Source organism: Pantoea sp. VS1, from assembly GCF_002207995.1.
Taxonomy (GTDB): domain Bacteria; phylum Pseudomonadota; class Gammaproteobacteria; order Enterobacterales; family Enterobacteriaceae; genus Pantoea; species Pantoea dispersa.
Genome location: NZ_NHZE01000017.1, coordinates 15,248 through 39,635 on the forward strand (window position 1 = coordinate 15,248; position 24,388 = coordinate 39,635).

The following is a 24,388-nucleotide window of genomic DNA, read 5'->3' on the forward strand; positions in this document are numbered from 1 at the left end:
GATGCGTAAATTGATTAACTACCAACCGCTGCCGCTCGGCCGCCTGCTGCTTGGCATTCTGCCGCTGCTGGCGGTGCTGCTGGTCTATCTGTTCGCGTCGGATGCGCGCCTCAGCCTGAACGCGGCAGACAAACTGCTGCCGGGATTCAACGCCATGGGGGAGGCCATCAGCCGGATGGCGTTTCAGCCCAGCCCGCGCACCGGCGAGTATCTGCTGTGGAGCGATACCGCCGCCAGCCTGCTGCGTTTGCTGAGTGGCGTTGCTATCAGCGCGCTGCTGGCGCTGGCAATTGGCCTGTTCACCGGCGCGCTGCCGGTGGTGCGCGCGGTGCTGGCGCCGCTGGTGACGCTGTTTGCGCTGGTGCCGCCGCTGGCGATTCTGCCCATTCTGTTTATCTGCTTTGGCCTTGGCGAAGTCTCCAAAGTGGTGCTGATCGTTATCGGCATCACGCCGCTGATCGCGCGCGATCTGCAGCTGCAGGTGCAGAAAATCCCGCAGGAGCAGCTGGTTAAAGCGCAGACGCTGGGTGCGCATAGCGCGCAGATTCTGTGGCGGGTGATTCTGCCGCAGCTGATGCCGCGCCTGTGCGATGCGGTGCGGCTGTCGCTCTGTTCGGCGTGGCTGTTCCTGATTGCTGCCGAAGCGATTGCGGCCACGGAAGGCCTCGGTTACCGCATCTTCCTGATGCGCCGCTATCTGGCCATGGATGTGATTCTGCCGTACGTGGCATGGATCACCCTGCTGGCCTTTGCCCTCGACCTGCTGCTGCGGCTCGTCAGCCGACGCTGCTGGCCGTGGTATCACGCCAAATAAGGAGCGCGCGATGCCCTTACTGCAACTGAAAAATCTGGAAAAACACTACGGCGATCAGGTGGTGCTGGAGCGGCTGAATATGCAGGTCGAGCGCGGCGAGTTCGTGGCGATTGTCGGCGCCTCCGGCTGCGGCAAAACCACGTTTCTGAATATGCTGCTCGGCACCGAAGCGCCGACCAAAGGCGAGCTGCTGCTGGATGGCGCACCGATTCCCGACGAGCCGGATGCCCATCGCGGCGTGGTGTTTCAGCGCTACTCGGTGTTTCCGCATCTGACGGTGCTCGGCAACGTGATGCTGGCCGACGAGTTCAGCAGCGCACGCTGGCTGGGACGCGTCTGGGGGCGCAAACGTCAGGCGATTCGTCAGCGCGCGCAGGCAATGCTGGCGCAGGTCGGACTGGAACAGGCGCAGAGCAAATATCCGCATCAGCTGTCGGGCGGCATGCAGCAACGTCTGGCCCTGGCGCAGGCGCTGATGAAACAGCCGCGCATTCTGCTGCTGGATGAACCTTTTGGCGCGCTCGATCCCGGTATTCGCAGCGAGATGCATCAGCTGATCACCCAGCTGTGGCAGCAGCATCAGCTGACCATTTTCATGATCACCCACGATCTGAAAGAGGGCTTCAGCCTCGCGTCACGCCTGCTGGTGTTCGACAAACTGCGCCACGATCCGCACGCGCCGCAAGCCTGGGGCGCCACTATCACTTACGACCTGCCGCTGGATCGCACTCAGCCCGCCGCTGAAGTGCTGTCCGCAACGCAGGTGGCTTAAAGGAGAGCACGATGCAGCCATACCAAACCCTGCTGCCCGCCGGGGCGCACTGGTCATTTGTCATGCGCAGCGGCAGCGCGCTGACGCTGACCGATGTGGAGGGCGGCGCCAGCGCCAGCCTGCTGTTTTATAACCCGGAAAACCTGCTGGAGCGCTACAACGCGCCGGACACGCTCAAGTGCCAGCACACTTTTCGGCTCACCGCCGGCCACTGTCTCTACTCGGACATGGGGCGCATTTTCTGCGGCATTGAACACGACAGTTTCGGCTGGCACGAGAGCGTGTGCGGCACGCTGAACGCGGCACAAACGGCCGCGCGCTATGGGGTCAGCGACTATCAGCAGGCGCGCAACCTGCGCCATCAAAACGGCTACGACAGCTTCCTCGTCGAGCTGGCGAAATATGGCCTTGGCCAGCGCGACATGGCGGCCAGCCTCAACCTGTTTGCGCAGGTGCGCGCCGATGACAGCGGGCGCTTAACGCTGGAGCGGCAGGGCGAAGCCGGCGTGCAGGTTCGGCTGCGTTTCGCCATGGACACGCTGGTGCTGCTGCACACCTGTCCGCACCCGCTCAGCCCGGCAAGCGATTATCCACGCCAGCCGCTGCAGCTGACGCTGGATGCGCAGCGCGCGCCGCTGCCGGAAATCTGTCTGCAGCGCGCGGAAAACCAGCGCGGCCTGCGCAATAACGCCCTCTATCAACTGCAGGGAGAAGTGTGATGATCAAAGAGAGTGAACGAAACCCGGCGCAGGCGCGTCTGCAACAGCAGATCGACGCCGGTGATTACTGGCTGCAGCGCATTGCCGCCGGAGAAACGCTGCGCATTACCGATCTGGAAGGCAATCAGGCGGCGGATACGCTGTTTTTTAACGCCGACGATACCGCCGAGCGCTACAGCATGAGCGAGACGCTGCGCGGCCAGCACAACGTGTTTCTCACGGCCGGCAGCGTGCTGCGTTCTAATCTTGATCGGCCGATGCTGACCATCACCGCCGATACCTGTGGCCGTCACGATACGCTCGGCGGCGCCTGCTCGTGCGAGAGTAATACGGTGCGTTATGACCTCGAAAAGCGCCACATGCACTCCTGCCGTGACAGCTGGATGCTGGCGGTCGCCGCGCATCCGGAGTCTGGCCTGACGCGCCGCGATATCACGCACAACATTAACTTCTTTATGAATGTGCCGGTGACCCACGACGGCGGCCTGACGTTTGCCGATGGCATCTCCGCGCCGGGTAAGTATGTTGAGATGGTGGCGCAGATAAACATTCTGGTGCTGATCTCCAACTGTCCGCAGCTCAACAATCCCTGTAACGGTTACAACCCGACGCCGATTGCCGTCAGCGTGTGGTGATTCTCTGACGCAACGGGACGACCCGTTTTACGCCGTCACAGCTGGTGCAGGACGACCTGCCGCAATAAGAGTATTCAGTCATGATTGATCGCGTATTGATTGCCAACCGTGGCGCGATTGCCGTGCGTATCATCCGTACCCTGCAGGCCATGAATATCCGGGCGATTGCCGTCTATGCCGAAGCCGATCGCCATGCGCGCCACGTGCGGCTGGCCGATGAAGCCTGGTCGCTGGGCGAGGGCCAGGTGCGCGACACCTATCTCAACCAGGACAAACTGCTGGCGATTGCCGCGCAGAGCGGCGCGCAGGCGCTGCATCCGGGCTATGGCTTTCTCAGTGAAAAACCGGAGTTCGTTACGCGCTGCGAAGCGGCGGGCCTGCATTTTCTCGGGCCGGATGCGGCGCAGATGCGGGCGTTTGCCCTGAAACATCGCGCGCGCGAACTGGCTGAGCAGAACGCGGTGCCACTGCTGCCGGGCAGCGGCCTGCTGACCTCCCTGCAGCAGGCACAGGCCGCCGCGCAACAGATTGGCTATCCGGTGATGCTGAAAAGCACCGCCGGCGGGGGCGGCATTGGGATGCAGCGCTGCAACAGCGCGGACGAGCTGGAGGAAGCCTTTATCCGCGTGAAGCGGCTGGCAGGTAACAACTTCGCCGACGATGGCGTCTTCTTAGAGAAATTTATCGCCCGGGCGCGCCATATCGAGGTACAGATTTTTGGCGATGGCCAGGGCAACGTGATTGCGCTGGGCGAACGCGACTGCTCGGCGCAGCGCCGTAATCAGAAGGTGCTGGAGGAGACCCCCGCGCCGCGGCTCAGCGATGCGGTGCGCGCGCAGTTGCAGGCCACCGCCGTACGGCTGGCGCGCGCGGTTAACTATCGCAGCGCCGGCACGGTGGAGTATGTCTACGATGAGGTCAGCCAGAAATTCTGGTTCCTCGAAGTGAATACCCGTCTGCAGGTCGAGCATGGCGTCACTGAACTGGTGTACGGCGTGGATCTGGTGCGCTGGATGGTCGAACTGGCGCAGCAGCGCCTGCCGCCGCTGGCGACGCTGCAACCGGTGGCGCAGGGCCATGCCATTCAGGTGCGGCTGTACGCTGAGGATCCGGCGAAGCAGTTTCAGCCGAGCGCCGGACTGCTCAGCCACGTACAGTTCCCGACGGCGCTCGATCACGCCACGCTGCGCATCGACAGCAGCGTAGAGAGCGGCATGGAAGTTTCACCGTTTTACGATCCGATGCTGGCGAAGATCCTCGTGCATGCGGCCGATCGCCAGCGCGCGCTCGACGGCATGATCGCGGCGCTGGCGCAGAGTGAGTTGTATGGCATCGAGACCAACCTGCGCTGGCTGCGTCAGCTCTGTACGCTGCCGGACGTGCAGCAGGGACGCATCATTACCGCCACGCTCGGCAGCGTGGCGTGGCAGCCGCCGACGCTGGATATCCTCAGCGGCGGCACTCTCACCACGGTGCAGGATGCGCCGGGCCGCGTCGGCTACTGGCACGTCGGCGTACCGCCTTCCGGGCCGTTCGACAGCCGCGCCTTTCAGCTCGGTAACCGCCTGCTGGGTAACGAGGCCCAGGCGGCCGGGCTGGAAATCACGTTGCGCGGCCCGACGCTGCGCTTTAATCAGGCATGCAGCTTTGTGCTGAGCGGCGCGCCGCTGGCAGCCACGCTCGACAGCCAGCCGCTGGCGATGCATCAGGTGCTGCATGCGCAGGCCGGGCAAACCCTGACGCTGGGCGACGTGCGCGACGGCTGCCGCAGCTATCTGCTGCTGGCGGGCGGGCTGGATACGCCGCGCTATCTGGGCAGCCGCAGTACCTTTACGCTGGGTAAGTTTGGCGGTCACGCCGGGCGGGCGCTGCGCGCCGGCGACGTGCTGCAGCTGGCCGCGCCGCGTCAGGCTGCGGCGGCGCGCCTGCCCGAGACGCTGCTGCCGCCGCTTAACGGTGAATGGCAGTTGCGCGTTATTTATGGTCCGCACGGCGCACCTGCCTTCTTTACCGATGATGATATCGACGAATTTTTCGCTGCTGAGTGGCAGGTGCACTACAACTCCAGCCGCACCGGGATTCGGCTGATCGGCCCGAAACCTGACTGGGCACGCAGCGACGGCGGTGAGGCGGGCATGCATCCGTCCAATATTCACGACAACGCCTATGCCTTTGGCACGGTGGATTTTACCGGTGATATGCCGGTGATCCTTGGTCCGGACGGCCCTTCGCTGGGCGGCTTTGTCTGCCCGGCGACGGTGATCGACGCCGATCTGTGGAAGCTGGGTCAGCTCAAAGCGGGCGATCGACTGCGCTTTGTGCCGATCGCCCTTGCTGATGCCGATCGTCTGGCGCAGGCGCAGCGTCGCGAGATCGCGCATCTGCAACCGGAAGCGGTGTGCGTGGCGCCAGCACTGCCGCTGATCGATCCGATCTTGCACCAGCATGCAGCAACCGCAGGGCAGCCTGCACTGTGCGTGCGCGCCGCGGGTGACCGTTTTCTGCTGGTGGAGTATGGCGCGCTGACGCTGGACATTGCGCTACGTTTCCGCGTTCACGCCCTGATGCAGTGGCTGGAGGCGCATCCGCTGGCGGGTCAGCTGGAGCTGACGCCCGGTATCCGCTCGTTACAGGTGCATTATGATGCGCAGCAGTGCGCAAGAAGTGAGCTGTTGGCGCAAATTTTGCACGCTGATAATCTGCTGGGCGACCTCGCCGACGCGGCTGTGCCGTCGCGCACCGTGTGGCTGCCGCTCAGCTGGGATGATGCCGCCTGCCGTGAAGCCGTGACACGCTATAGCCAGTCGGTGCGTCCGAATGCGCCCTGGTGCCCGAGCAACATTGAGTTTATCCGGCGTATTAACGGGCTCGATAGCGTGGAGGCGGTGAAACAGATTGTGTTCAGCGCCTCGTATCTGGTGATGGGGCTGGGCGATGTCTATCTCGGCGCACCGGTGGCGACGCCACTCGATCCGCGTCACCGCCTGGTGACCACCAAATACAATCCGGCGCGCACCTGGACGGCGGAAAACTCGGTGGGCATCGGCGGCGCGTATCTGTGTGTTTATGGCATGGAAGGGCCGGGCGGCTATCAGTTCGTCGGACGTACGTTGCAGATGTGGAATCGCGATCGCCGCACCAGCGCCTTTACCCAGCCGTGGCTGCTGCGCTTCTTCGACCAAATCCGTTTTTATCCGGTCAGTGCCGACGAACTGCTGCAAATCCGCGAACGTTTCCCGTGGGGCGATTATCCGCTGCGCGTGGAAGCCGGGGAATTTCGCCTCGCCGAGTATCAGGCGCTGCTGACTGCCCAGGCGACGGAGATCGACGCATTCCAGCAGCAGCGTCAGCAGGCGTTTGACGCCGAGCTGGCACGCTGGCGCGCCGATGGCCAGTTCACCTTCGACAGCCAGCTGCAGGCGCAGAGCAGCGAGGAAGTGGTGGTGCCGGCGGGCTGTCACAGCGTCGAGAGCCAGGTGGCGGGTAGCGTGTGGCAATGGCTGGTGGCGGAAGGCAGTGACGTAACCGCGGGTGCCACGGTAGGCATTCTCGAATCCATGAAGATGGAAATCCCGATCGTGGCGCCGGTCAGTGGCAAAATCCACAGTCTGCAACGCCAGGCCGGGCAGCAAGTGCAGGCGGGTCAGTTACTTATGGTGATCGATCCGTTTGCAGTATAAGAAAGAAGAAAAAATAATCAGGAAACAGGCAGCAAAGCCGGGGATCTGACCCATACTTAGAGACCCGGTTCAATGTTGCATTGCCCTGACATCTTTTCGCAGTGTGCAACAGGCTGTGTCCCGTAACGGTTTCATTAAAACACTATTTTCGCCCTGATAAGGGAAAACTGTTTCGGGATACAGCCTGATAAGGCCGGTTTCAGCGCCTGGTGGCGCTTACCTCTCTACTTTCACGTGCTTCATAGTGAGTTTTAAGGAGTTCTCTATGGAAATAAAAGATCCAATGGTCGAATTACTCAGCAGTCTTGAGCAAATTGTTTTGACACGTGATGCACAGACTCCCGTATCAGAAATTGCACTCAATACCGTTTCCGTTCCCGAACCGCAGCGTTTACGCGAGATGACCGGCATGCAGGTGGATGAATTCGCCCGCGTGATGGGGGTGAGCGTCTCGTCAGTAAAAAGCTGGGAAGCGCAACGTACGCGCCCATCCGCCACGGCTCGCAAACTGATGAAACTGCTGCAGGCCAATCCGTATCTGGGCCGACAGCTGCTGGAATAACGCCGACTATCGGTTCTCTGTGACCCGCCTGCACGGCGGGTTTTTTTCAGCTTAAGCCACCGTATTTCGCCGCCTGTTTGACAAACCAGCTCTCCGGCACGCTGTACGGCGGTTTTGCCAGCTGCGCGATGCCCTGTTCAATGATGTGATTCGCCTGCTGCCACAAACGCCGATCGCCCTGCTGTAACAGCTGAATCTGAATCTGTTTCTCGACCAGGTAAACCCGGGCAAAGTTGGGATCGAACTGCACGATGGCACGGGTGTTATCGATGATATCGGCCAGCTTGATGGTTTGCGCCTCGGGCGAGGCTTCGGCAGTGTGGCGAAAGTGTGCCAGCTTACGGGCGGTACGATTTTTCGCCTGCGGCTGGGCGCTGTCGGTAAGCATGTCCACCAGGTGTGCAACGCGCGCACCAAAGTGTTCTTCAATGTCCTGTAAAGTACTGGCGGTGTCCTCCACCGTGTCGTGCAGCCAGGCGGCAGCGATCATCGCTTCGTCATCGCTGACGCTGCGCACCAGCTCCGCGACGGCAGCCGGATGCACAATATAGGGTTCGTCGGTGTATTTGCGACGCTGGCCCGCATCGGCATGTGCCTGCGTGGCATAACGGCGCGCCTGCTCTTCCAGTGAATCACGCATCTTCACACTCCAGGAAAAAGTTGCTTGCAATTATCTAGCGCGCTATCTATATTGAGTCGCATGAACAGTAATCAAGATGACAAAAAAGTGAAGCCTGCGCCACTCCAGCTTGATCAGCATCTGTGTTTCGCGCTCTATTCGGCGAACCTGGCGATGCATAAAGTCTATCGCCAACTGCTGGCGGCGCTGGAGATCACCTATCCGCAATATCTGGTGATGCTGGTGCTGTGGCATCAGGATGATCTGACGGTATCGGAGATTGGTGAAAAGCTGTTTCTCGATTCGGCCACACTGACGCCACTGCTGAAACGACTGGAGAGCGCTGGTCTGCTGCGCCGCCAGCGTTCGCGTCAGGATGAGCGCCAGGTCGTGGTCACGCTGACCGACCAGGGACGCGCGCTGCAGGAAAAAGCCGCCAGCATTCCGGAAGCGGTACAGTGTGCGACCGCCTGCGATACCGACACCATGGCGGCGCTGAAACAGCAGCTGGACGATCTGCGCGGCAACCTGAATCGCGCCACCTGAGCATCAGGGATGTCGCTGCGGCGGCATCCTGAGAGTGAAGTTTTCCCCTGTGCCTTATAAATAGCACGCGATTATATAGCGAATAGTGAGGTTATGATGTCTTTAGAAAAAGTGATTTACACCGCCAAAGCCAAAGCAACCGGTGGCCGCGATGGCCGCGCCACCTCGTCTGATAACGTGCTGGACGTGAAGCTGGGCGTGCCAAAAGAGATGGGCGGCGCGGGCGGCGAGGTGACGAACCCGGAGCAGCTGTTTGCTGCCGGCTACTCTGCCTGCTTCCTCGGCGCGATGAAATTTGTCGCCGGCCGCGACAAAATCGCCATGCCAAAAGACGCGTGGATTGAGGGCGAAGTAGGGATTGGCCCTATCCCCACCGGTTTTGGCATTGAAGCAAAACTGAATATCCATCTGCCAGAGATGGATGCGGCGGAAGCGCAGAAGCTGGTTGATGCGGCACACATTGTTTGTCCGTACTCAAACGCGACGCGCGGCAACATCGACGTGACGCTGAATATCATCAACTAAGTTGATGCATGCATAAAAGGCTCCTGCGGGAGCCTTTTTTATCACGAACACCATCCCGCATCCCATCGAACTAAAGAATTTTCTGGTCTTACCATTGGTTAAATGTTCTACTGCAGCGCTCCGTGCATCATCGTAATTATTTGGGTTCAGATTCGTCCCGATCCTACTCGCCAGGTCACGCTTTTCTGCTACGCAAGCGAACCTTACGCTCTTTGCACAGTCACATTTACGGTTGAAGCATCGACACCAGGTCGGGAACAGAAATTTATATGAATTACATTAAAAGTTTAACGCAGCAAAAGTTGTCGCTTTTGCTGGCGCTCTATCTTGGCATCTTATTGAATTTGCCAATCTTTTATCGCCGTTTTGACGGCTTCTTAACGAAATCCACCGTCACCAACTGGTTATCCGCCGCGGCGGAAGTGACCGCGGCCGTACTGCTGACCTTCTTCCTGATGCGACTGCTGTCGCTGGGTGGCAAATGGTTTTATCGCGTGATCGCCAGCCTGCTGGTGGTGATTTCGGTGGCCGCCGCCTATTACATGGCGTTCTTTAACGTGGTGATCGGTTACGGCATCGTGGCGTCGGTCATGACCACCGATGTCGATCTCTCTAAAGAGGTTATCGGGCTGCACTTTGTGCTGTGGATGGTGCTGGTGAGCGCACTGCCGCTGCTGCTGATCTGGCGCAATAACCTGAGCCTGACGCTGATTGAACAGCTGAAAACTCCCGGTCAGCGCCTGAAACCTACAGTGATCCTGCTGCTGAGCGTGGCGCTGGTATGGCTGCCAATTCGCTACTTCGACAAGCTGCAAAAAGCCAATGAAGAGCTCACCAATATCGACCTGCCAAGCTATGGCGGCGTAGTGGCGCACTCTTATCTGCCTTCGAACTGGATCGCGGCGCTGGGCCTGTTCGCCTGGACTAAGGTGGATGAGAAGCTGGACAGCCAGGAGTTGCTCGATCCGGCGAAGAAGTTTACCTATGTAGCGCCGCCTGGCATTGACGATACCTATGTAGTGTTTGTGATTGGCGAGACCACGCGCTGGGATCACATGGGCATGCTGGGCTATAACCGCGATACCACGCCGAAGCTGTCGAAAGAGAAGAATCTGGTGGCATTCCGCGGTGAATCCTGTGATACCGCCACCAAGCTGTCGCTGCGCTGCATGTTTGTGCGCGAGGGCGGCACCATGGATAACCCTGGCCGTACGCTGAAAGAGCAGAACATTTTTGCGGTGATGAAAGAGCTGGGCTTCACCTCCGAGCTGTTCGCCATGCAGAGCGAAGTGTGGTTCTACGACAACGCCGATGTGAATAACTTCTCGTTCCGCGAGCAGATTGGTTCTGAGAAGCGCAATCAGGGCAAAGCGGTGGACGATATGCTGCTGGTGCCGGAGCTGCAGGCTTCACTGCAGCGCTTCCCGAAAGGCAAGCATCTGGTGGTGTTGCACACGAAAGGTTCACACTATCTCTATTCGCAGCGTTATCCGCGCGAGTATGCCCGCTATCAGCCTGAATGTATTGGCGTGGACGATAAGTGCAGCAAAGCCCAACTGATTAACGCCTACGACAACTCGATTCTGTATGTCGATACCATGCTGGACAGCGTGCTGGATCAGCTGCGTGATAAGAAGGCGATTGTGTTCTATGCCGCGGACCATGGTGAGTCGATCAGCGAAAATATGCACCTGCACGGTACGCCGCGCGAGATGGCGCCGCCGGAGCAGTTCCGCGTGCCGATGATTGTCTGGGCGTCTGATAAGTATTTGCAGGACCCAACTAACCGCAGCAACTTTGAGCGGTTACAGGCGCAGCAGCGCGTCGGCAAAACCCATCGTCATGTTGAGCTGTTTGACACCATTTTAGGGTGTCTGGGTTATACCTCGCCGGATGGCGGTATTAAAGCAGCGAATAACTGGTGCCAGGCACCTGCCACTGCCAGCAGTGCGAAAGCGCTGTAATTCGTGCCTGGATCTTATTGAGCAGGCAGGTGTTTAAGGCACTGCTTGCTTTCCAGGCAATCAGGCGGATTTTCGGGAAAAGGGATTGACGCTCTAAAGTCACGGCAGTAATATTCGCCCCCATCGGCGAGTAGCGCAGCTTGGTAGCGCAACTGGTTTGGGACCAGTGGGTCGGAGGTTCGAATCCTCTCTCGCCGACCATCATTTAAGAAACCTGCTTTGCAAAAAGCAGGTTTTTTTTCGTCTGTCGTATTTGCACTTTCAGGGTGAAATACGCGACCGCTCCGTAAAGACGCTGTCTCGTCCCTGATCGCTCGGCACACGCCATCCATGGCGTGTGACGCTTTACTCCACGGCCCCGCATTCCACCCTTTATCCGGCTTCGGTGATGGCTGAAGGTTTACTGACTGCCGTTTAGCGTGGCGTGACTGATTGCAGCGGTACATATGCCAAAAGGGAAGGGAAGGCCATCAGGAGAGCAAAGCGTCCGCCGCATGGATGCGGCGGTCGAGGCTACAGGGATGTATTTACGCCGCCTTTGCGATCTGATGACCTTCCCTGAACCAGACTCAAATCCCGGCAGCCATCAAGCAAAGTCATCAATTTACGCGTTCCACTAATCATCACCGGGATAAACCGTATTATCCTTCAACACCGCTCTTCATCCCTTGCTGCATCAAAGCACCTCTCTTAATTCGCGACACATTCTGCTTATGACCGGTTTTTGCTTTTTGCTGATTTCTTATGCCATTACGCCAGCATATTTCGCTGCCTGAACGTCATAACGCACGGGGAATCGTTCAGATATTCAACATTTACCGACAACTTTAAGACGTTTTTTAACGGTGATAATCACTGTCATCAGGCGCTATTGCCAGAGAATCACACGGCATTGCGCGCTTTATCACCTTTTTAAATTTTGGCTTAGCGTGCAAACACTGTTTTTTATCGTTGCTTGCACTTACTCACACTCTGTGTAAATAACCCCACGTTGTATTGACGTTCATTGCAACTGTTGACAAATTGATGCGTCAATAAGATGCAGAGACGGCCAGCGCTGGCAGGTTCCACGGCGTCAGCGCTACAACAATAACCGCTCGCATTTTGGTCATTACATAACTGACCTGCCCGAACCGCATAAAAAAATCAGAGGTCGGGCGACGCACACAACATCACATCACAATGGAGCAAAACATGATCAACTCCCTGGCCAAATCCAGGATGCTGAAGGTCGGTCTTAGCCTGATTGCTATGACCGTGGCCGCGGGCGTTCAGGCGAAAACCCTCGTTTACTGTTCAGAAGGTTCGCCGGAAGGCTTCAACCCGCAGCTGTTCACATCCGGCACCACTTACGATGCCAGCTCAGTACCGATCTATAACCGTCTGGTTGAGTTCAAAACCGGTACCACTGAGCTGCAGCCGGGCCTGGCAGAAAAATGGGACGTCAGCGAAGATGGTAAAACCTATACCTTCCATCTGCGTCAGGGCGTGAAGTGGCAAACCACCAAAGACTTCAAGCCGACCCGCACCTTCAACGCTGATGACGTCGTGTTCTCCTTCGAGCGCCAGCTCGATAAAAACAACAAGTACCACGGTGTCTCCGGCGGCAGCTACGAATACTTCGAAGGCATGGACATGCCGAAGCTGATCGCCAAAATCGAAAAAGTGGATGACTACACCGTACGCTTCACGCTGACCCGTCCGGAAGCGCCGTTCCTCGCCGACCTTGGCATGGACTTCGCGTCAATCCTGTCGAAAGAGTACGCCGACAACATGCTGAAAGCCGGCACGCCAGAAAAACTGGACCTCAATCCGGTGGGTACCGGTCCGTTCGTGCTGCAGCAGTACCAGAAAGACTCACGTATTCTGTACAAAGCCAACCCGGACTTCTGGGGCACCAAGCCAAAAATCGATCGTCTGGTATTCTCCATCACGCCAGATGCTTCGGTGCGCTACGCCAAACTGCAGAAAGGCGAGTGTCAGGTGATGCCGTATCCCAACCCGGCTGATATCGCCAGCATGAAGAAAGACACCAAAATCAACCTGATGGAACAGCCAGGTCTGAACGTCGGTTACCTGTCTTTCAACACCGAGAAAAAACCGCTGGATAACGTCAAAGTGCGTCAGGCTCTGACCATGGCGGTGAACAAGCAAGCGATCATTGATGCGGTCTATCAGGGCGCCGGTCAGGCAGCGAAAAACCTGATCCCACCAACCATGTGGGGCTACAACAATGATGTCAAAGACTACGCTTACGATCCGGCCAAAGCCAAAGAGCTGCTGAAAGAAGCGGGCATGCCGGATGGCTTCAGCATTGACCTGTGGGCGATGCCGGTACAGCGTCCGTACAACCCGAACGCCCGTCGCATGGCGGAAATGGTTCAGGCTGACTGGGCGAAAATCGGCGTAAAAGCCAAAATCGTTACCTTCGAGTGGGGCGAGTACCTGAAGCGTGCTAAAGCCGGTGAACACCAGACCGTGATGATGGGCTGGACCGGTGATAACGGGGATCCGGATAACTTCTTCGCCACCCTGTTCAGCTGCGCGGCAGCGAAAGACGGTTCCAACTACTCACGCTGGTGCTACAAGCCGTTTGAAGATCTGATTCAGCCAGCGCGTGCTGAAGCCGATCACAACAAACGTATTGAGCTCTATAAGCAGGCGCAGGTGGTAATGCACGACCAGGCGCCAGCACTGATCATCGCGCACTCAACCGTGTACGAGCCAGTGAGCAAGAAAGTGAGTGGCTATGTGGTTGATCCATTAGGTAAACATCACTTCGAAAACGTCGACATCCAGGAATAACCTTTCGGATTATCGCGGTCAGGGCCAGCATGGCTGGCCCTCGGGCGGCACCTTCGCCGCCCGTGCTCCGCACTTTATTTCCGGCTAATTTCTTATAAACCCGCAATACCTTGCGCTGATGCAGCGTGAAGTATGACGGGGATTTTGAAGCGCTTCTTGCGTCGCGTCCGGCTATGCCGGCTGCGGATTGTGAGCAATGTAGTCCATGGCGTTAGCGCCACGGAAAATGACTGAGAATCCGGCTTATGCTGCAATTCATACTCCGACGTCTGGGCCTTGTCATCCCGACGTTCATCGGTATTACATTATTGACCTTTGCCTTCGTTCACCTGATCCCCGGCGACCCGGTGCTGATCATGGCCGGTGAACGCGGCATCTCCCCCGAACGTCATGCGCAGCTGATGGCCCAGTTTGGTCTCGATCAGCCGATGTGGAAACAGTACATCACTTACATCAACGGCGTGCTGCATGGCGATCTCGGCATCTCGCTGAAAAGCCGCATCCCGGTGTGGGATGAGTTCGTGCCGCGCTTTAAAGCCACGCTTGAGCTGGGCATTTGCGCCATGATCTTCGCCGTTGCCGTGGGTATTCCGGTCGGCGTGCTGGCGGCGGTGAAACGCGGCTCAATTTTCGATCATACCGCCGTGGGCATCTCGCTGACCGGCTACTCAATGCCGATCTTCTGGTGGGGCATCATGCTGATCATGCTGGTGTCGGTGCAGCTCAACCTGACGCCGGTCTCCGGCCGCGTCAGCGACACCATCTTCCTTGACGACAGCCATCCGCTCACCGGCTTTATGCTGATTGATACGCTGCTGTGGGGCGAAGAGGGCGACTTCAAAGATGCGGTGATGCACATGATCCTGCCGGCCATCGTGCTGGGTACCATTCCGCTGGCGGTGATTGTGCGTATGACGCGCTCTTCGATGCTGGAAGTGCTGGGTGAAGATTACATCCGCACCGCGCGCGCCAAAGGCCTGACGCGCATGCGCGTGATCGTGGTGCATGCGCTGCGTAACGCCATGCTGCCGGTGGTCACGGTGATCGGTCTGCAGGTGGGCACGCTGCTGGCGGGCGCCATCCTCACCGAAACCATCTTCTCCTGGCCGGGACTCGGCCGCTGGCTGATCGAAGCACTGCAGCGCCGTGATTATCCGGTGGTGCAGGGCGGCGTGCTGCTGGTGGCAATCCTGATCATTCTGGTCAACCTGCTGGTTGATCTGTTGTACGGCGTGGTGAATCCGCGCATCCGTCATAAGAAATAAGGGGGAATCATGTCTGCTGTTGATCCCGCAAGCGTCACCGCTGCACCGAAGCCGATGACCCCGATTCAGGAATTCTGGCACTATTTTAAACGTAACAAAGGCGCGGTCATCGGCCTGGTTTACATCATTCTGATGCTGCTGATCGCCATCTTTGCCGATGTGCTGGCGCCGCATGCCCCGGCTGAGCAGTTCCGCGATGCGCTGTTGCACCCGCCGGTGTGGCAGGAAGGCGGCAGCTGGAAATTTATTCTGGGCACCGATGACGTCGGCCGTGACATTCTGTCGCGCCTGATGTTTGGTGCGCGCCTGTCGCTGCTGGTGGGCTGCATGGTGGTGGTGCTGTCGCTGATTCTGGGGGTGATTTTCGGTCTGATGGCCGGTTATCTCGGCGGCGTGGTGGATGCAGTGATCATGCGCCTCGTCGATATCATGCTGGCGCTGCCAAGCCTGCTGCTGGCGCTGGTGCTGGTGGCCATCTTTGGCCCGTCGATTGTCAACGCCTCGCTGGCGATCACCTTCGTCGCGCTGCCGCACTACATTCGCCTGACGCGCGCAGCGGTGCTGGTGGAAGTCAATCGCGACTACGTAACCGCCTCAAGCGTGGCCGGTGCCGGTACGCTACGCCAGATGTTCATCAATATTCTGCCTAACTGCCTGGCACCGCTGATCGTGCAGGCGTCGTTAGGTTTCTCCAACGCCATCCTGGATATGGCCGCGTTGGGCTTTCTCGGTATGGGGGCGCAGCCGCCGACGCCGGAGTGGGGCACCATGCTCTCCGACGTGTTGCAGTATGCGCAGAGTGCCTGGTGGGTCGTGACCTTCCCCGGAGTGGTCATCCTGCTAACGGTTCTGGCCTTTAACCTCATGGGCGATGGTTTGCGTGATGCACTCGACCCGAAACTCAAGCAGTAAAGAGGCACCGAGATGGCGTTATTAAATGTAGAAAAACTGTCGGTGCATTTCGGCGACGAAAAGGCACCGTTCCGTGCGGTTGACCGCATCAGCTACCAGGTAGAACAGGGCCAGGTCGTCGGGATTGTCGGCGAGTCCGGATCCGGTAAATCGGTCAGCTCACTGGCGATCATGGGGCTGATTGACTATCCCGGCCGCGTGAAAGCGGAGAAGCTGGAGTTCAATCAGCGCGACCTGCAGCGCATCTCCGAAAAAGAGCGCCGCCAGCTGGTGGGCGCAGAAGTGGCGATGATCTTCCAGGACCCGATGACCAGCCTAAACCCGTGCTACACCGTGGGCTACCAGATCATGGAAGCGCTGAAGGTGCATCAGGGCGGCAGCAAGCGCACACGGCGTCAGCGTGCCATCGACCTGCTGGAGCAGGTGGGCATTCCCGATCCGGCGTCGCGGCTCGATGTCTATCCGCATCAGCTGTCCGGCGGTATGAGCCAACGCGTGATGATCGCCATGGCCATTGCCTGTAAGCCGAAGCTGCTGATTGCCGATGAGCCAACCACGGCGCTCGACGTAACTATTCAGGCGCAAATCATCGAACTGCTGCTGGAGTTACAGAAGCAGGAGAACATGGCGCTGATCCTGATCACGCACGATCTGGCGCTGGTGGCCGAAGCGGCGCAGCACATCATCGTGATGTACGCCGGTCAGGTGGTGGAGAGCGGCAAAGCGGTGGATATCTTCAAAGCGCCGCGTCACCCGTATACGCAGGCGCTGCTGCGTGCGCTGCCGGAGTTTGCCGCCGACAAAGCGCGGCTGGCGTCGCTGCCGGGCGTGGTGCCGGGCAAGTATGACCGCCCTAACGGCTGTCTGCTCAATCCGCGCTGCCCGTACGTGACCGACCGCTGCCGTACTGAAGAACCTGAGCTGCGCGATATTCCGGGCCGCCAGTCCAAATGTCACTTCCCACTGGATGATGCCGGGAGACCGACTTATGAGTCTTGATAACACGAAGCAGGATTACCTGCTGCAGGCGATTGACCTGAAAAAACACTATCCGGTGAAAAAGGGTCTGTTCGGCCAGGAGCGCCTGGTGAAGGCGCTGGACGGCGTCTCCTTTAACCTCGAGCGTGGCAAAACGCTGGCGGTGGTGGGCGAATCCGGCTGCGGTAAATCCACGCTGGGTCGCCTGCTGACAATGATTGAAACGCCGACCGCCGGCGAGTTGTACTGGCACGGGCAGGATCTGCTGAAACACGATTCGCAGGCGCAAAAGCTGCGCCGGCAGAAAATCCAGATTGTGTTCCAGAACCCGTATGGCTCGCTCAATCCGCGTAAGAAAATCAGCCAGATTCTGGAAGAGCCGCTGGTGATCAATACCGCGCTGAGCAAAGCGGAACGGCGGGAAAAAACGCTGGAGATGATGGCCAAAGTGGGCCTGAAAACTGAGCACTACGATCGCTATCCGCACATGTTCTCCGGCGGTCAGCGCCAGCGTATCGCTATTGCACGCGGCCTGATGCTCGATCCCGACGTGCTGATTGCCGATGAGCCGGTCTCGGCGCTCGACGTCTCGGTGCGCGCTCAGGTGCTCAACCTGATGATGGATTTACAGCAGGATCTCGGCCTGTCCTATGTGTTCATCTCGCATGACCTGTCGGTGGTGGAGCACATCGCCGACGAGGTGATGGTGATGTACCTCGGACGCTGTGTGGAAAAGGGCAGCAAAGAGGCGATCTTCAGCAACCCGCGCCATCCGTATACTCAGGCGCTGCTGTCGGCCACGCCACGCCTCAATCCGGACGAACGCCGCGAGCGCATCAAACTGACCGGTGAGCTGCCGAGCCCGCTGAATCCGCCGCCGGGCTGTGCGTTCAACGCACGCTGCCGCCGTCGTTTCGGTACCTGCGTGCAGCTGCAGCCGAAACTGAAGCAGTATGGTGAGCAGCAAATCGCCTGCTTCGCCGTCGACCAGGATGAGAATCAGCCGGTGGCGACGCCGTAATTACGGCCAGCCAGTGCGAAAGGCTCCTGCGGGAGCCTTTGTTATTGGTGGCCTGATACATGAGTAAAATTAACCTGACGTGTCTTAATCGCCTGCGATGGCAGAAATGTATTACGCGACTGAATCTTTAAATCGCTGGTCCTGAACCACAGCGAAAAGGTTAAGGCAAATTCTGAATCCGTGCCGCATTGTGTGAGCGCCGTCACGGCCAGAGATAACTGCACATTTCAATAGTAAGTTGTTTATTATCAGTGTATTAGCTTAATTACCTTCCGGCTGCTATTTCCGTTAATCGATTTTTATTAATCCTGCTCAATTAATCAGTGCATGCTTTTTGCATCTGTATATTTTCAATCTTTCAGATAAAACTCTTTTGTCGAATCTGCGGTTTTAATAATCAGAATTCTCTCACCGTGTCTTAACGTGTGTGTTATATTCGCGGAAATTACCCCTCCGCTTTAACAGGCTCTGATCATGAAGAACTACGACGATCTGCAGCGTTTCCAGGAAAAAACGCAAACGCTGGACATTGCTTTTAAGGATATGTCCGGGCAATCGCTGGAAGCCGATCACAGCCAGTGGGCGATCATCCGTCAGCTGGCGACGGATGATGAGCCGGAGCTGGGTAGCGGCCAGCGCGTCGATCTGCCGCAGCCGCAGCCAATTCGCGGCGATGAGTTTGTCGCGCCGCCGCAGGCTCTTAATCCGGCACCCGTCGCCCGCAGTGAAAAGGCATCGCTGCTGCAGAGCCTCGCCGCCAGCGCGCCGGCACCCGACACAGAAACACCGCGCAGCGCGCTGTTTCCACCGGCAAGCAGCGCGCCTACTGCCGCATCCGTGTCGTCGCTGGCACCGGCAGCCACGCACGTAGCGCGTCAGGCGGCCACTTCACTGTTCCCACCGCCGCCGGTCAGCGCGCCGGTCGCTGAACAGGCGGTTGCCCCTGCTGCTGCTGCACCGGCCACTGCGCCCGCCGTGGCGCAGCCGGAGCCTGCTACGCCCTCGCGCTTTGGCGCACTGTTCCGCTCGCGTGCGGCGGAACCGGTTCATTTATCTAAAGAAACACTGCTCAAACCGTTACTGGAGAAGATCGCGCTATGCCATTAGTTTGTGTGTGCTCGCCAAAAGGGGGAGTAGGAAAAACCACCATGGCGGCCAACCTGGCCTGGAGTCTGGCGCGTGCCGGCAGCAAAGTGCTGGCGATCGATTTTGACGTACAAAATGCGCTGCGCCTGCATTTTGGCGTACCGCTGCACGACAGCCGCGGCTTTGTGGCGCGCTCGGAAGAGCAGGCTGACTGGAGTCAGTCGATCCTTACCACCGGCAGCAACATCTTTGTTATGCCTTATGGTGAGGTGACCGAAGCGCAGCGTGAGCGCTTCGAACACAACCTGGCGCACGATGCCCATTTCTTAAAACGCGGCCTGGATACGGTCCTGAATTATCCGGGTCTGGTGATTATTGCGGATTTTCCGCCGGGACCCGGTCCGGCGCTGAAAGCCATGCAGGCGCTGGCCGATATGCATTTAGTGGTGATGCTGGCGGATACCGCCTCGGTAGCGCTGCTGCCGCAAATTGAAAACCATCGCATGATTGGCCAGCCATTAAATAATCAGCATGGTCATTATTTCGTGCTCAACCAAAGTGATAATCGCCGGAATATCAGCCGTGAAGTGACCGCATTTATGCAGCAGCGGCTGGGCGATAATTTACTCGGCGTGGTGCACCGCGATGAAAGCGTGGCAGAGGCCAATGCCTCGCAGCAGTCAATCTATGATTTCAGCCCGGCTTCGGCAGCGGCGTTTGATATTGAACTGGTGGCAAAACGGGTGGCGAATATCCTGAATATCAACGTAGGCAACGGCGAAGTTCAGGCACCGATCCGCAGTCATTATTAACAAGCCCGGCCGCCAGCGGCCTGGTTCAAATAATAACAACACAGCTTTTTCAGGGTGAATCATGAGTAAACTCGGGTTTTACCTGCTGCTGCTGGTGCTTGCACCGGTCGCTGCGGTAATCGTCATCACGCCTATGGACAGCCAGAAACAGTATATTTTTGGTTTGATCAGTATTGGCATGATGTTTTTACTGGGCTTCAGTAAAAGCCGTAAAATAACCATTGTGATGGTTTTTCTTTCCGCGCTGATGTCGACCCGATATATCTGGTGGCGCACCACGGAAACGCTGCAGTTTAATTCCGAAATTGAAGCGATTCTCGGTATCGGCTTATATCTGGCCGAGCTGTACGTCTGGCTGATCTTAATTCTCGGCTTCCTGCAAACCAGCTGGCCATTAAAACGCACCATCGAACCGCTGCCGGATGATACCCGCTTGTGGCCGACGGTCGATGTCTACGTGCCGACCTATAACGAAAGCCTCGACGTGGTGCGGGATACCGTGCTGGCGGCGCAGTGTATCGACTACCCGCGCGATAAGATCAAAGTTTACCTGCTGGATGATGGCAAACGCAGCGAGTTCGCGGTATTTGCCGCCGACGTTGGCGTCGGCTATATCACGCGTGACGATAACCGCCACGCCAAAGCCGGCAACCTCAATCACGCCATGAAAATCACCAAAGGCGAGCTGATTTGCGTGTTTGACTGCGACCACGTGGCGACGCGCACGTTCCTGCAGGCCACCGTCGGTCCGTTCCTCAAAGATCCGAAGCTGGCGCTGCTGCAGACGCCGCACTACTTTTATTCGCCGGATCCGTTCGAACGTAACCTGCGCGCCGCGCGCAGCATCCCGAATGAGGGCTCGCTGTTTTACGGCCCGGTGCAGCAGGGCAACGACAACTGGAACGCCACGTTCTTCTGCGGCTCCTGTGCGGTGATCCGCCGCAGCGCGCTGGAACAGATTGGCGGCTTCGCGGTGGAAACCGTCACCGAGGATGCGCATACCGCGCTGAAAATGCAGCGTCTCGGCTGGGGCTCGGCGTTCCTGGCAATTCCGCTGGCGGCGGGACTGGCGACCGAACGTTTGGGTCTGCACGTGATTCAGCGTACCCGCTGGGCGCGCGGCATGACGCAGATTTTCCGCGTCGACAATCCACTGCTGGGCCGTGGGCTTAAGTGGCAGCAGCGTCTGTGCTACCTCAACGCCATGCTGCACTTCCAGTTCGGCCTGCCACGCGTGGCGTTCCTCACCGCGCCGCTGGCTTACCTGCTGTTTAACCTGAATATTATCCACTCGTCGGCGTCACTCATCTTCGCTTACGTACTGCCGCATCTGGTGATGTCGCTGTACGTTAACTCGCGCATGAACGGCAAATTCCGCTACACCTTCTGGGGTGAAATCTACGAAACCGTGATGTGCTTCCACCTGGTGATTCCGACGCTGCTGACCCTGCTGTCGCCAAAGCACGGCAAATTCAACGTGACGGATAAAGGCGGTCTGCTGGACCAGGGCTTCTTTGACTTCCACATCGTGCGGCCTCACGTCATCGTTGCCGCGCTGCTGTCGATTGGCATCGTGGCCGGCGTGGTGCGCGCCGTGGCGCATGATTACTTCGGGGTGGACCCGTATGTGATTGCGCTCAACGTCGGCTGGGCGGTGTTCAGCCTGATCATCCTGATGGCAGCGATTGCCGTGGCGCGTGAAACCAAACAGGTGCGTAAAACCATTCGTATCGAGGTGCAGATCCCGGCGGTGATTCACTATGCCAGCGGCATCTCTTCGCGCACGCAAACCAGCGATCTGTCGATGGGCGGCGCGCAGCTGGATGCGCCAGACAACCGGCATGAGCACGATGAAATCGAAGAGATCGATCTGCTGCTGAAATCGGGTGCCATCACCATTCCGGTGAGCAAGATCTCCGGTGATGAGGAGACCATTCGCCTGCGCTTTGGCGCGATGCCGCTGGCGCGCCGCCGTGAACTGGTGCGCGTGGTGCTGGCGCGGGCCGATGCGTGGATCCAGCCGGAATATAAGCAGGACAATCCGCTGGTGTCGCTCGGCACCATCATCCGTACCGTCTTTGAGCTGTTCTGGCTGAGCTGGAAAGATCGCCGTGAGGCGCGCAAGCGTGATGGCCAGGCAACGGCCAAAGAGGACAGCGCAGCATGAAAACATTGACGTACACGCTGCTGGCCAGCGCGCTGACCACCACGCTGCTGCTCGCCCCTGCCTGGGCAGAGACGCCGGCGGTAACCCAGGACAGCGCCGCGCTCTCTGACGTACCGCCGCCGCAGGGGCTGGATGGCAGTGCCGATCCGCAGCTGAAGCAGGCCGCGGGCGACGCGCCGTACACGCCGGGCGATGCAGCGCCGGTGCAGGAAAATACAGCACCCGCACAGCCGGCAGAGGCAGCACCGCCAGCAGCATCGGCGGCGCCTGACATCGTCATTCCGCCGGTGGCTGCGGAGGCATCGGCTGCCGCTGAGCCCGCTGGCGCGCTGTTAAACCAGCCGGTGAGCAGCACCATTTCGGTGGCGCAGATGGGGCAGCCGCGCGGCATCACCCTGACCGGCGGCCAGCTGCAGTCCGGTATTCTGTTTACCCTGCCGGGCGATGAGGTGATCACTAATGCGCGGCTCAACCTGTCGCTGCGCGTCTCTGCCGCGCTGGCGGCGCGCAACACGTCGCTGCAGCTGATGCTCAACGGCCAGCCGCTCGGCACGCTGCCGCTGGGTGCCAGCGACAGCGACGTCAGCGACTATCAGCTGGATATTCCGGCGGCGATGGTGGTTTCCAGTAATAACCTCAGCTTTAAAATCAACGATGCCGACAAGCTGCTGTGCGAAAAAGAGAGCGCGCAGCAGTATCAGGTCACCATTCTGCCGAAAACCACGCTCAGCCTTGAAGGCCAGCAGCTCAACATCGGCACCAGCCTGCGCAACTTCCCGCGTCCGTTTATTGATGTGCAGCGCATGACGCCCGCCAGCGTGACCTTTGGTTTTGCCGCTAACGTTTCGCCGGATAGCGTCAGCGCCGCCGCGCTGGTGGCTTCCTGGCTCGGCATTCAGTCGGATTACCGTGGCATCCGTTTCCCGGTGGTGCGCGGCGATCTGCCCGAGCACAACGGTATCCTGATCGGCCATCCGGGTGACAAAATCGGCAGCGTGACGCTGCCTGCGGCGAAGGGGCCGCTGCTGCAGGTGATCGATAACCCTAACAATCCGGTGTACAAACTGTTGCTGGTGGTCGGTGCAGATGATGCCCAGCTGCGCCAGGCGGCCAACCGCCTGACCACGCAGCCGCTGGCCACCGATGCCAGCAGCCTGAACGTACCGCCGCAGCCGCTTGGCACGCGCAAACCGTACGACGCACCGCGCTGGATCAACACCAGCCGCCCGGTGCGCCTCAGCGAGCTGCTGCGTAAAGATCAGAGCCTGACCACCACCGGTATCTGGCATGATGCGCTGCGAGTTAACTTCCGCGCGGCGCCGGATCTGTTCCTGTGGGACGGCGACGCGATTCCGGTCAATCTGCACTACCGTTTCCCGTCGGAAAGCTGGATCGATGAAAACAATTCGTTTCTTAACGTCACGCTGAACGGCACCTTCCTGCGCAACCTGACGGTGAACAAAGTCGGGCTACTGGAGAGCGCCTGGCACCGGCTGGGCGGGGATGCACGCCAGGAGCAGTACACGCTGAAGCTGGAGCCATACCTGATTTACGGCGACAACCAGCTGGCGCTCTACTTCAATATCAAGCCAAAGGCGGATGCGCCGTGCGGCGTGCTGCTCAACAACAACATCAAGAGCCGTATCGAAGAGGATTCGTGGATCGATCTGAGCCACACGCGCCACTTCACCATGCTGCCGAACCTGTCGTACTTCGTCGGTGCTTCGTTCCCGTTCTCGCGGCTGGCGGATTTTTCGCAGACCACGCTGCTGCTGCCGGAGGCGCCGGGTGATGCCGAGATTGCCACGTTATTGGACATGGCCGCGCGCGCCGGTAACGCTACCGGCGTGCCGCTGGTGCAGAACCAGGTGTTGTTTGGTCTGCCGAACGGCGGCACCAATCTGACGCGCCTGCAGCACAGCGATGTGCTGGCGGTGAGCACCATGCAGCACAGCGCCTTCACGCAGCAGATGCTGGCCGGCACCGCTTACCAGACCAGCGGCAACACGCTGGGCGTCAAAGAGCCGACCACCGTCGATAAGCTGCGCGGCTGGCTGACCGGTGACTGGTCTCGCCAGCAGCTGGATGCCGATCGTTACTTCTCTTCGAATGAAGCGTGGCGCGGCTTTGTCAGCTATCGCTCACCGTGGAGCGCCGATCGTCTGGTGGTGATGACGGTCGCCACCAGCGATCAGCAGCTGCTGCGTTTGCACGATGATTTGAATTCGGCGCGCATCAACGCCGGCATCCGCGGTGATACCGCCATCATCACCGATGAGAACGGCATCCGCAGCTTCCGCGTCGGGCCGCAGTTCCCGAGCGGTGAAATGCCGTGGTACATGATGGTGGTGTGGTATGCCAACCAGCACTCGGTACTGATGGCGCTGGCGGCGCTGCTGCTGTCGGCGCTGATCGGCAGTGCGGCCTGGGTGATGCTGAAGCGCCACGCGTGGCGCCGTCTCCACCCGCAAGACGATAGCCACTCCGGCCGGAAGTAAGGATAAAA

General features: G+C 58.9%; 19 protein-coding genes and 1 tRNA gene. 19 read left to right on the forward strand and 1 reads right to left on the reverse strand.

Annotation, left to right across the window (positions count from 1 at the left end):
• Position 1: 1 nt before the first annotated feature.
• The 6 genes from CBW22_RS09685 (at position 2) to CBW22_RS09710 (ending at position 7,182) form a co-directional block, all read left to right on the forward strand.
• On the forward strand, positions 2-814 hold the full coding sequence (locus CBW22_RS09685) for an ABC transporter permease (RefSeq protein WP_058771035.1): 813 nt from the start codon (positions 2-4) through the stop codon (positions 812-814).
• 10 nt (positions 815-824) lie between these two features.
• Entirely contained in the window at positions 825-1,586 is a 762-nt protein-coding gene (locus CBW22_RS09690) for an ABC transporter ATP-binding protein (RefSeq protein ID WP_058758072.1), read from the forward strand.
• Positions 1,587-1,597: 11 nt separating this feature from the next.
• Entirely contained in the window at positions 1,598-2,305 is a 708-nt protein-coding gene (locus tag CBW22_RS09695) for an urea amidolyase associated protein UAAP1 (RefSeq protein WP_088516553.1), read from the forward strand.
• Positions 2,305-2,940: an urea amidolyase associated protein UAAP2 gene (locus tag CBW22_RS09700; RefSeq protein WP_088516554.1), complete on the forward strand. Its 636-nt coding sequence runs from the start codon at positions 2,305-2,307 to the stop codon at positions 2,938-2,940. The genes CBW22_RS09695 and CBW22_RS09700 overlap by 1 nt, the downstream gene beginning before the upstream one ends.
• An 80-nt stretch (positions 2,941-3,020) precedes the next feature.
• Positions 3,021-6,620 (forward strand): urea carboxylase, encoded by a 3,600-nt coding sequence (gene uca, locus CBW22_RS09705; RefSeq protein ID WP_088516555.1) that lies wholly within the window; start codon positions 3,021-3,023, stop codon positions 6,618-6,620.
• Between the two features lie 265 nt (positions 6,621-6,885).
• A complete protein-coding gene (locus CBW22_RS09710; RefSeq protein WP_021507026.1) occupies positions 6,886-7,182 on the forward strand; it encodes an HTH-type transcriptional regulator in 297 nt (98 codons plus the stop codon).
• A 46-nt stretch (positions 7,183-7,228) separates the two neighbouring features.
• Here CBW22_RS09710 and CBW22_RS09715 read toward each other — a convergent pair whose 3' ends face one another.
• Entirely contained in the window at positions 7,229-7,822 is a 594-nt protein-coding gene (locus CBW22_RS09715) for an HD domain-containing protein (protein ID WP_021507025.1), read from the reverse strand.
• A 60-nt stretch (positions 7,823-7,882) separates the two neighbouring features.
• Between CBW22_RS09715 and CBW22_RS09720 the strand changes: the two genes are divergently transcribed.
• The 13 genes from CBW22_RS09720 to bcsB all read left to right on the forward strand — a co-directional run bounded on the left by CBW22_RS09720 (position 7,883) and on the right by bcsB (position 24,380).
• Positions 7,883-8,347 (forward strand): MarR family winged helix-turn-helix transcriptional regulator, encoded by a 465-nt coding sequence (locus CBW22_RS09720; protein ID WP_010616544.1) that lies wholly within the window; start codon positions 7,883-7,885, stop codon positions 8,345-8,347.
• 96 nt (positions 8,348-8,443) lie between these two features.
• On the forward strand, positions 8,444-8,872 hold the full coding sequence (locus CBW22_RS09725; protein WP_021507024.1) for an organic hydroperoxide resistance protein: 429 nt from the start codon (positions 8,444-8,446) through the stop codon (positions 8,870-8,872).
• Between the two features lie 269 nt (positions 8,873-9,141).
• On the forward strand, positions 9,142-10,836 hold the full coding sequence (gene eptB / locus CBW22_RS09730; RefSeq protein ID WP_088516556.1) for a kdo(2)-lipid A phosphoethanolamine 7''-transferase: 1,695 nt from the start codon (positions 9,142-9,144) through the stop codon (positions 10,834-10,836).
• A gap of 124 nt (positions 10,837-10,960) precedes the next feature.
• Positions 10,961-11,037: transfer RNA gene (locus CBW22_RS09735), tRNA-Pro, on the forward strand.
• A 993-nt stretch (positions 11,038-12,030) separates the two neighbouring features.
• Positions 12,031-13,641: a dipeptide ABC transporter periplasmic-binding protein DppA gene (gene dppA, locus CBW22_RS09740; RefSeq protein ID WP_058758078.1), complete on the forward strand. Its 1,611-nt coding sequence runs from the start codon at positions 12,031-12,033 to the stop codon at positions 13,639-13,641.
• A 245-nt stretch (positions 13,642-13,886) separates the two neighbouring features.
• Positions 13,887-14,906, forward strand: a complete 1,020-nt coding sequence (gene dppB / locus CBW22_RS09745; protein ID WP_021507021.1) for a dipeptide ABC transporter permease DppB — start codon at positions 13,887-13,889, stop codon at positions 14,904-14,906.
• A 9-nt stretch (positions 14,907-14,915) separates the two neighbouring features.
• Positions 14,916-15,818 (forward strand): dipeptide ABC transporter permease DppC, encoded by a 903-nt coding sequence (gene dppC / locus CBW22_RS09750; RefSeq protein ID WP_021507020.1) that lies wholly within the window; start codon positions 14,916-14,918, stop codon positions 15,816-15,818.
• Between the two features lie 12 nt (positions 15,819-15,830).
• Positions 15,831-16,817 carry a dipeptide ABC transporter ATP-binding protein gene (gene dppD, locus CBW22_RS09755; protein WP_021507019.1) on the forward strand — a complete coding sequence of 329 codons (987 nt, stop codon included), beginning with the start codon at positions 15,831-15,833 and terminating at the stop codon, positions 16,815-16,817.
• A complete protein-coding gene (gene dppF, locus CBW22_RS09760) occupies positions 16,807-17,817 on the forward strand; it encodes a dipeptide ABC transporter ATP-binding subunit DppF (RefSeq protein WP_088516557.1) in 1,011 nt (336 codons plus the stop codon). Before dppD ends, dppF begins: the two co-directional genes overlap by 11 nt.
• Positions 17,818-18,291: 474 nt before the next feature.
• Positions 18,292-18,924: a cellulose biosynthesis protein BcsO gene (bcsO, locus tag CBW22_RS09765; protein WP_059010818.1), complete on the forward strand. Its 633-nt coding sequence runs from the start codon at positions 18,292-18,294 to the stop codon at positions 18,922-18,924.
• Entirely contained in the window at positions 18,915-19,715 is an 801-nt protein-coding gene (bcsQ, locus tag CBW22_RS09770; protein ID WP_031279622.1) for a cellulose biosynthesis protein BcsQ, read from the forward strand. Before bcsO ends, bcsQ begins: the two co-directional genes overlap by 10 nt.
• A 61-nt stretch (positions 19,716-19,776) precedes the next feature.
• The gene (gene bcsA / locus CBW22_RS09775) at positions 19,777-21,882 is read left to right on the forward strand and encodes a UDP-forming cellulose synthase catalytic subunit (RefSeq protein WP_021507015.1); all 2,106 of its coding nucleotides are present in this window, start codon (positions 19,777-19,779) and stop codon (positions 21,880-21,882) included.
• On the forward strand, positions 21,879-24,380 hold the full coding sequence (gene bcsB, locus CBW22_RS09780; protein WP_088516558.1) for a cellulose biosynthesis cyclic di-GMP-binding regulatory protein BcsB: 2,502 nt from the start codon (positions 21,879-21,881) through the stop codon (positions 24,378-24,380). Before bcsA ends, bcsB begins: the two co-directional genes overlap by 4 nt.
• The last annotated feature ends 8 nt before the right edge of the window (positions 24,381-24,388 follow it).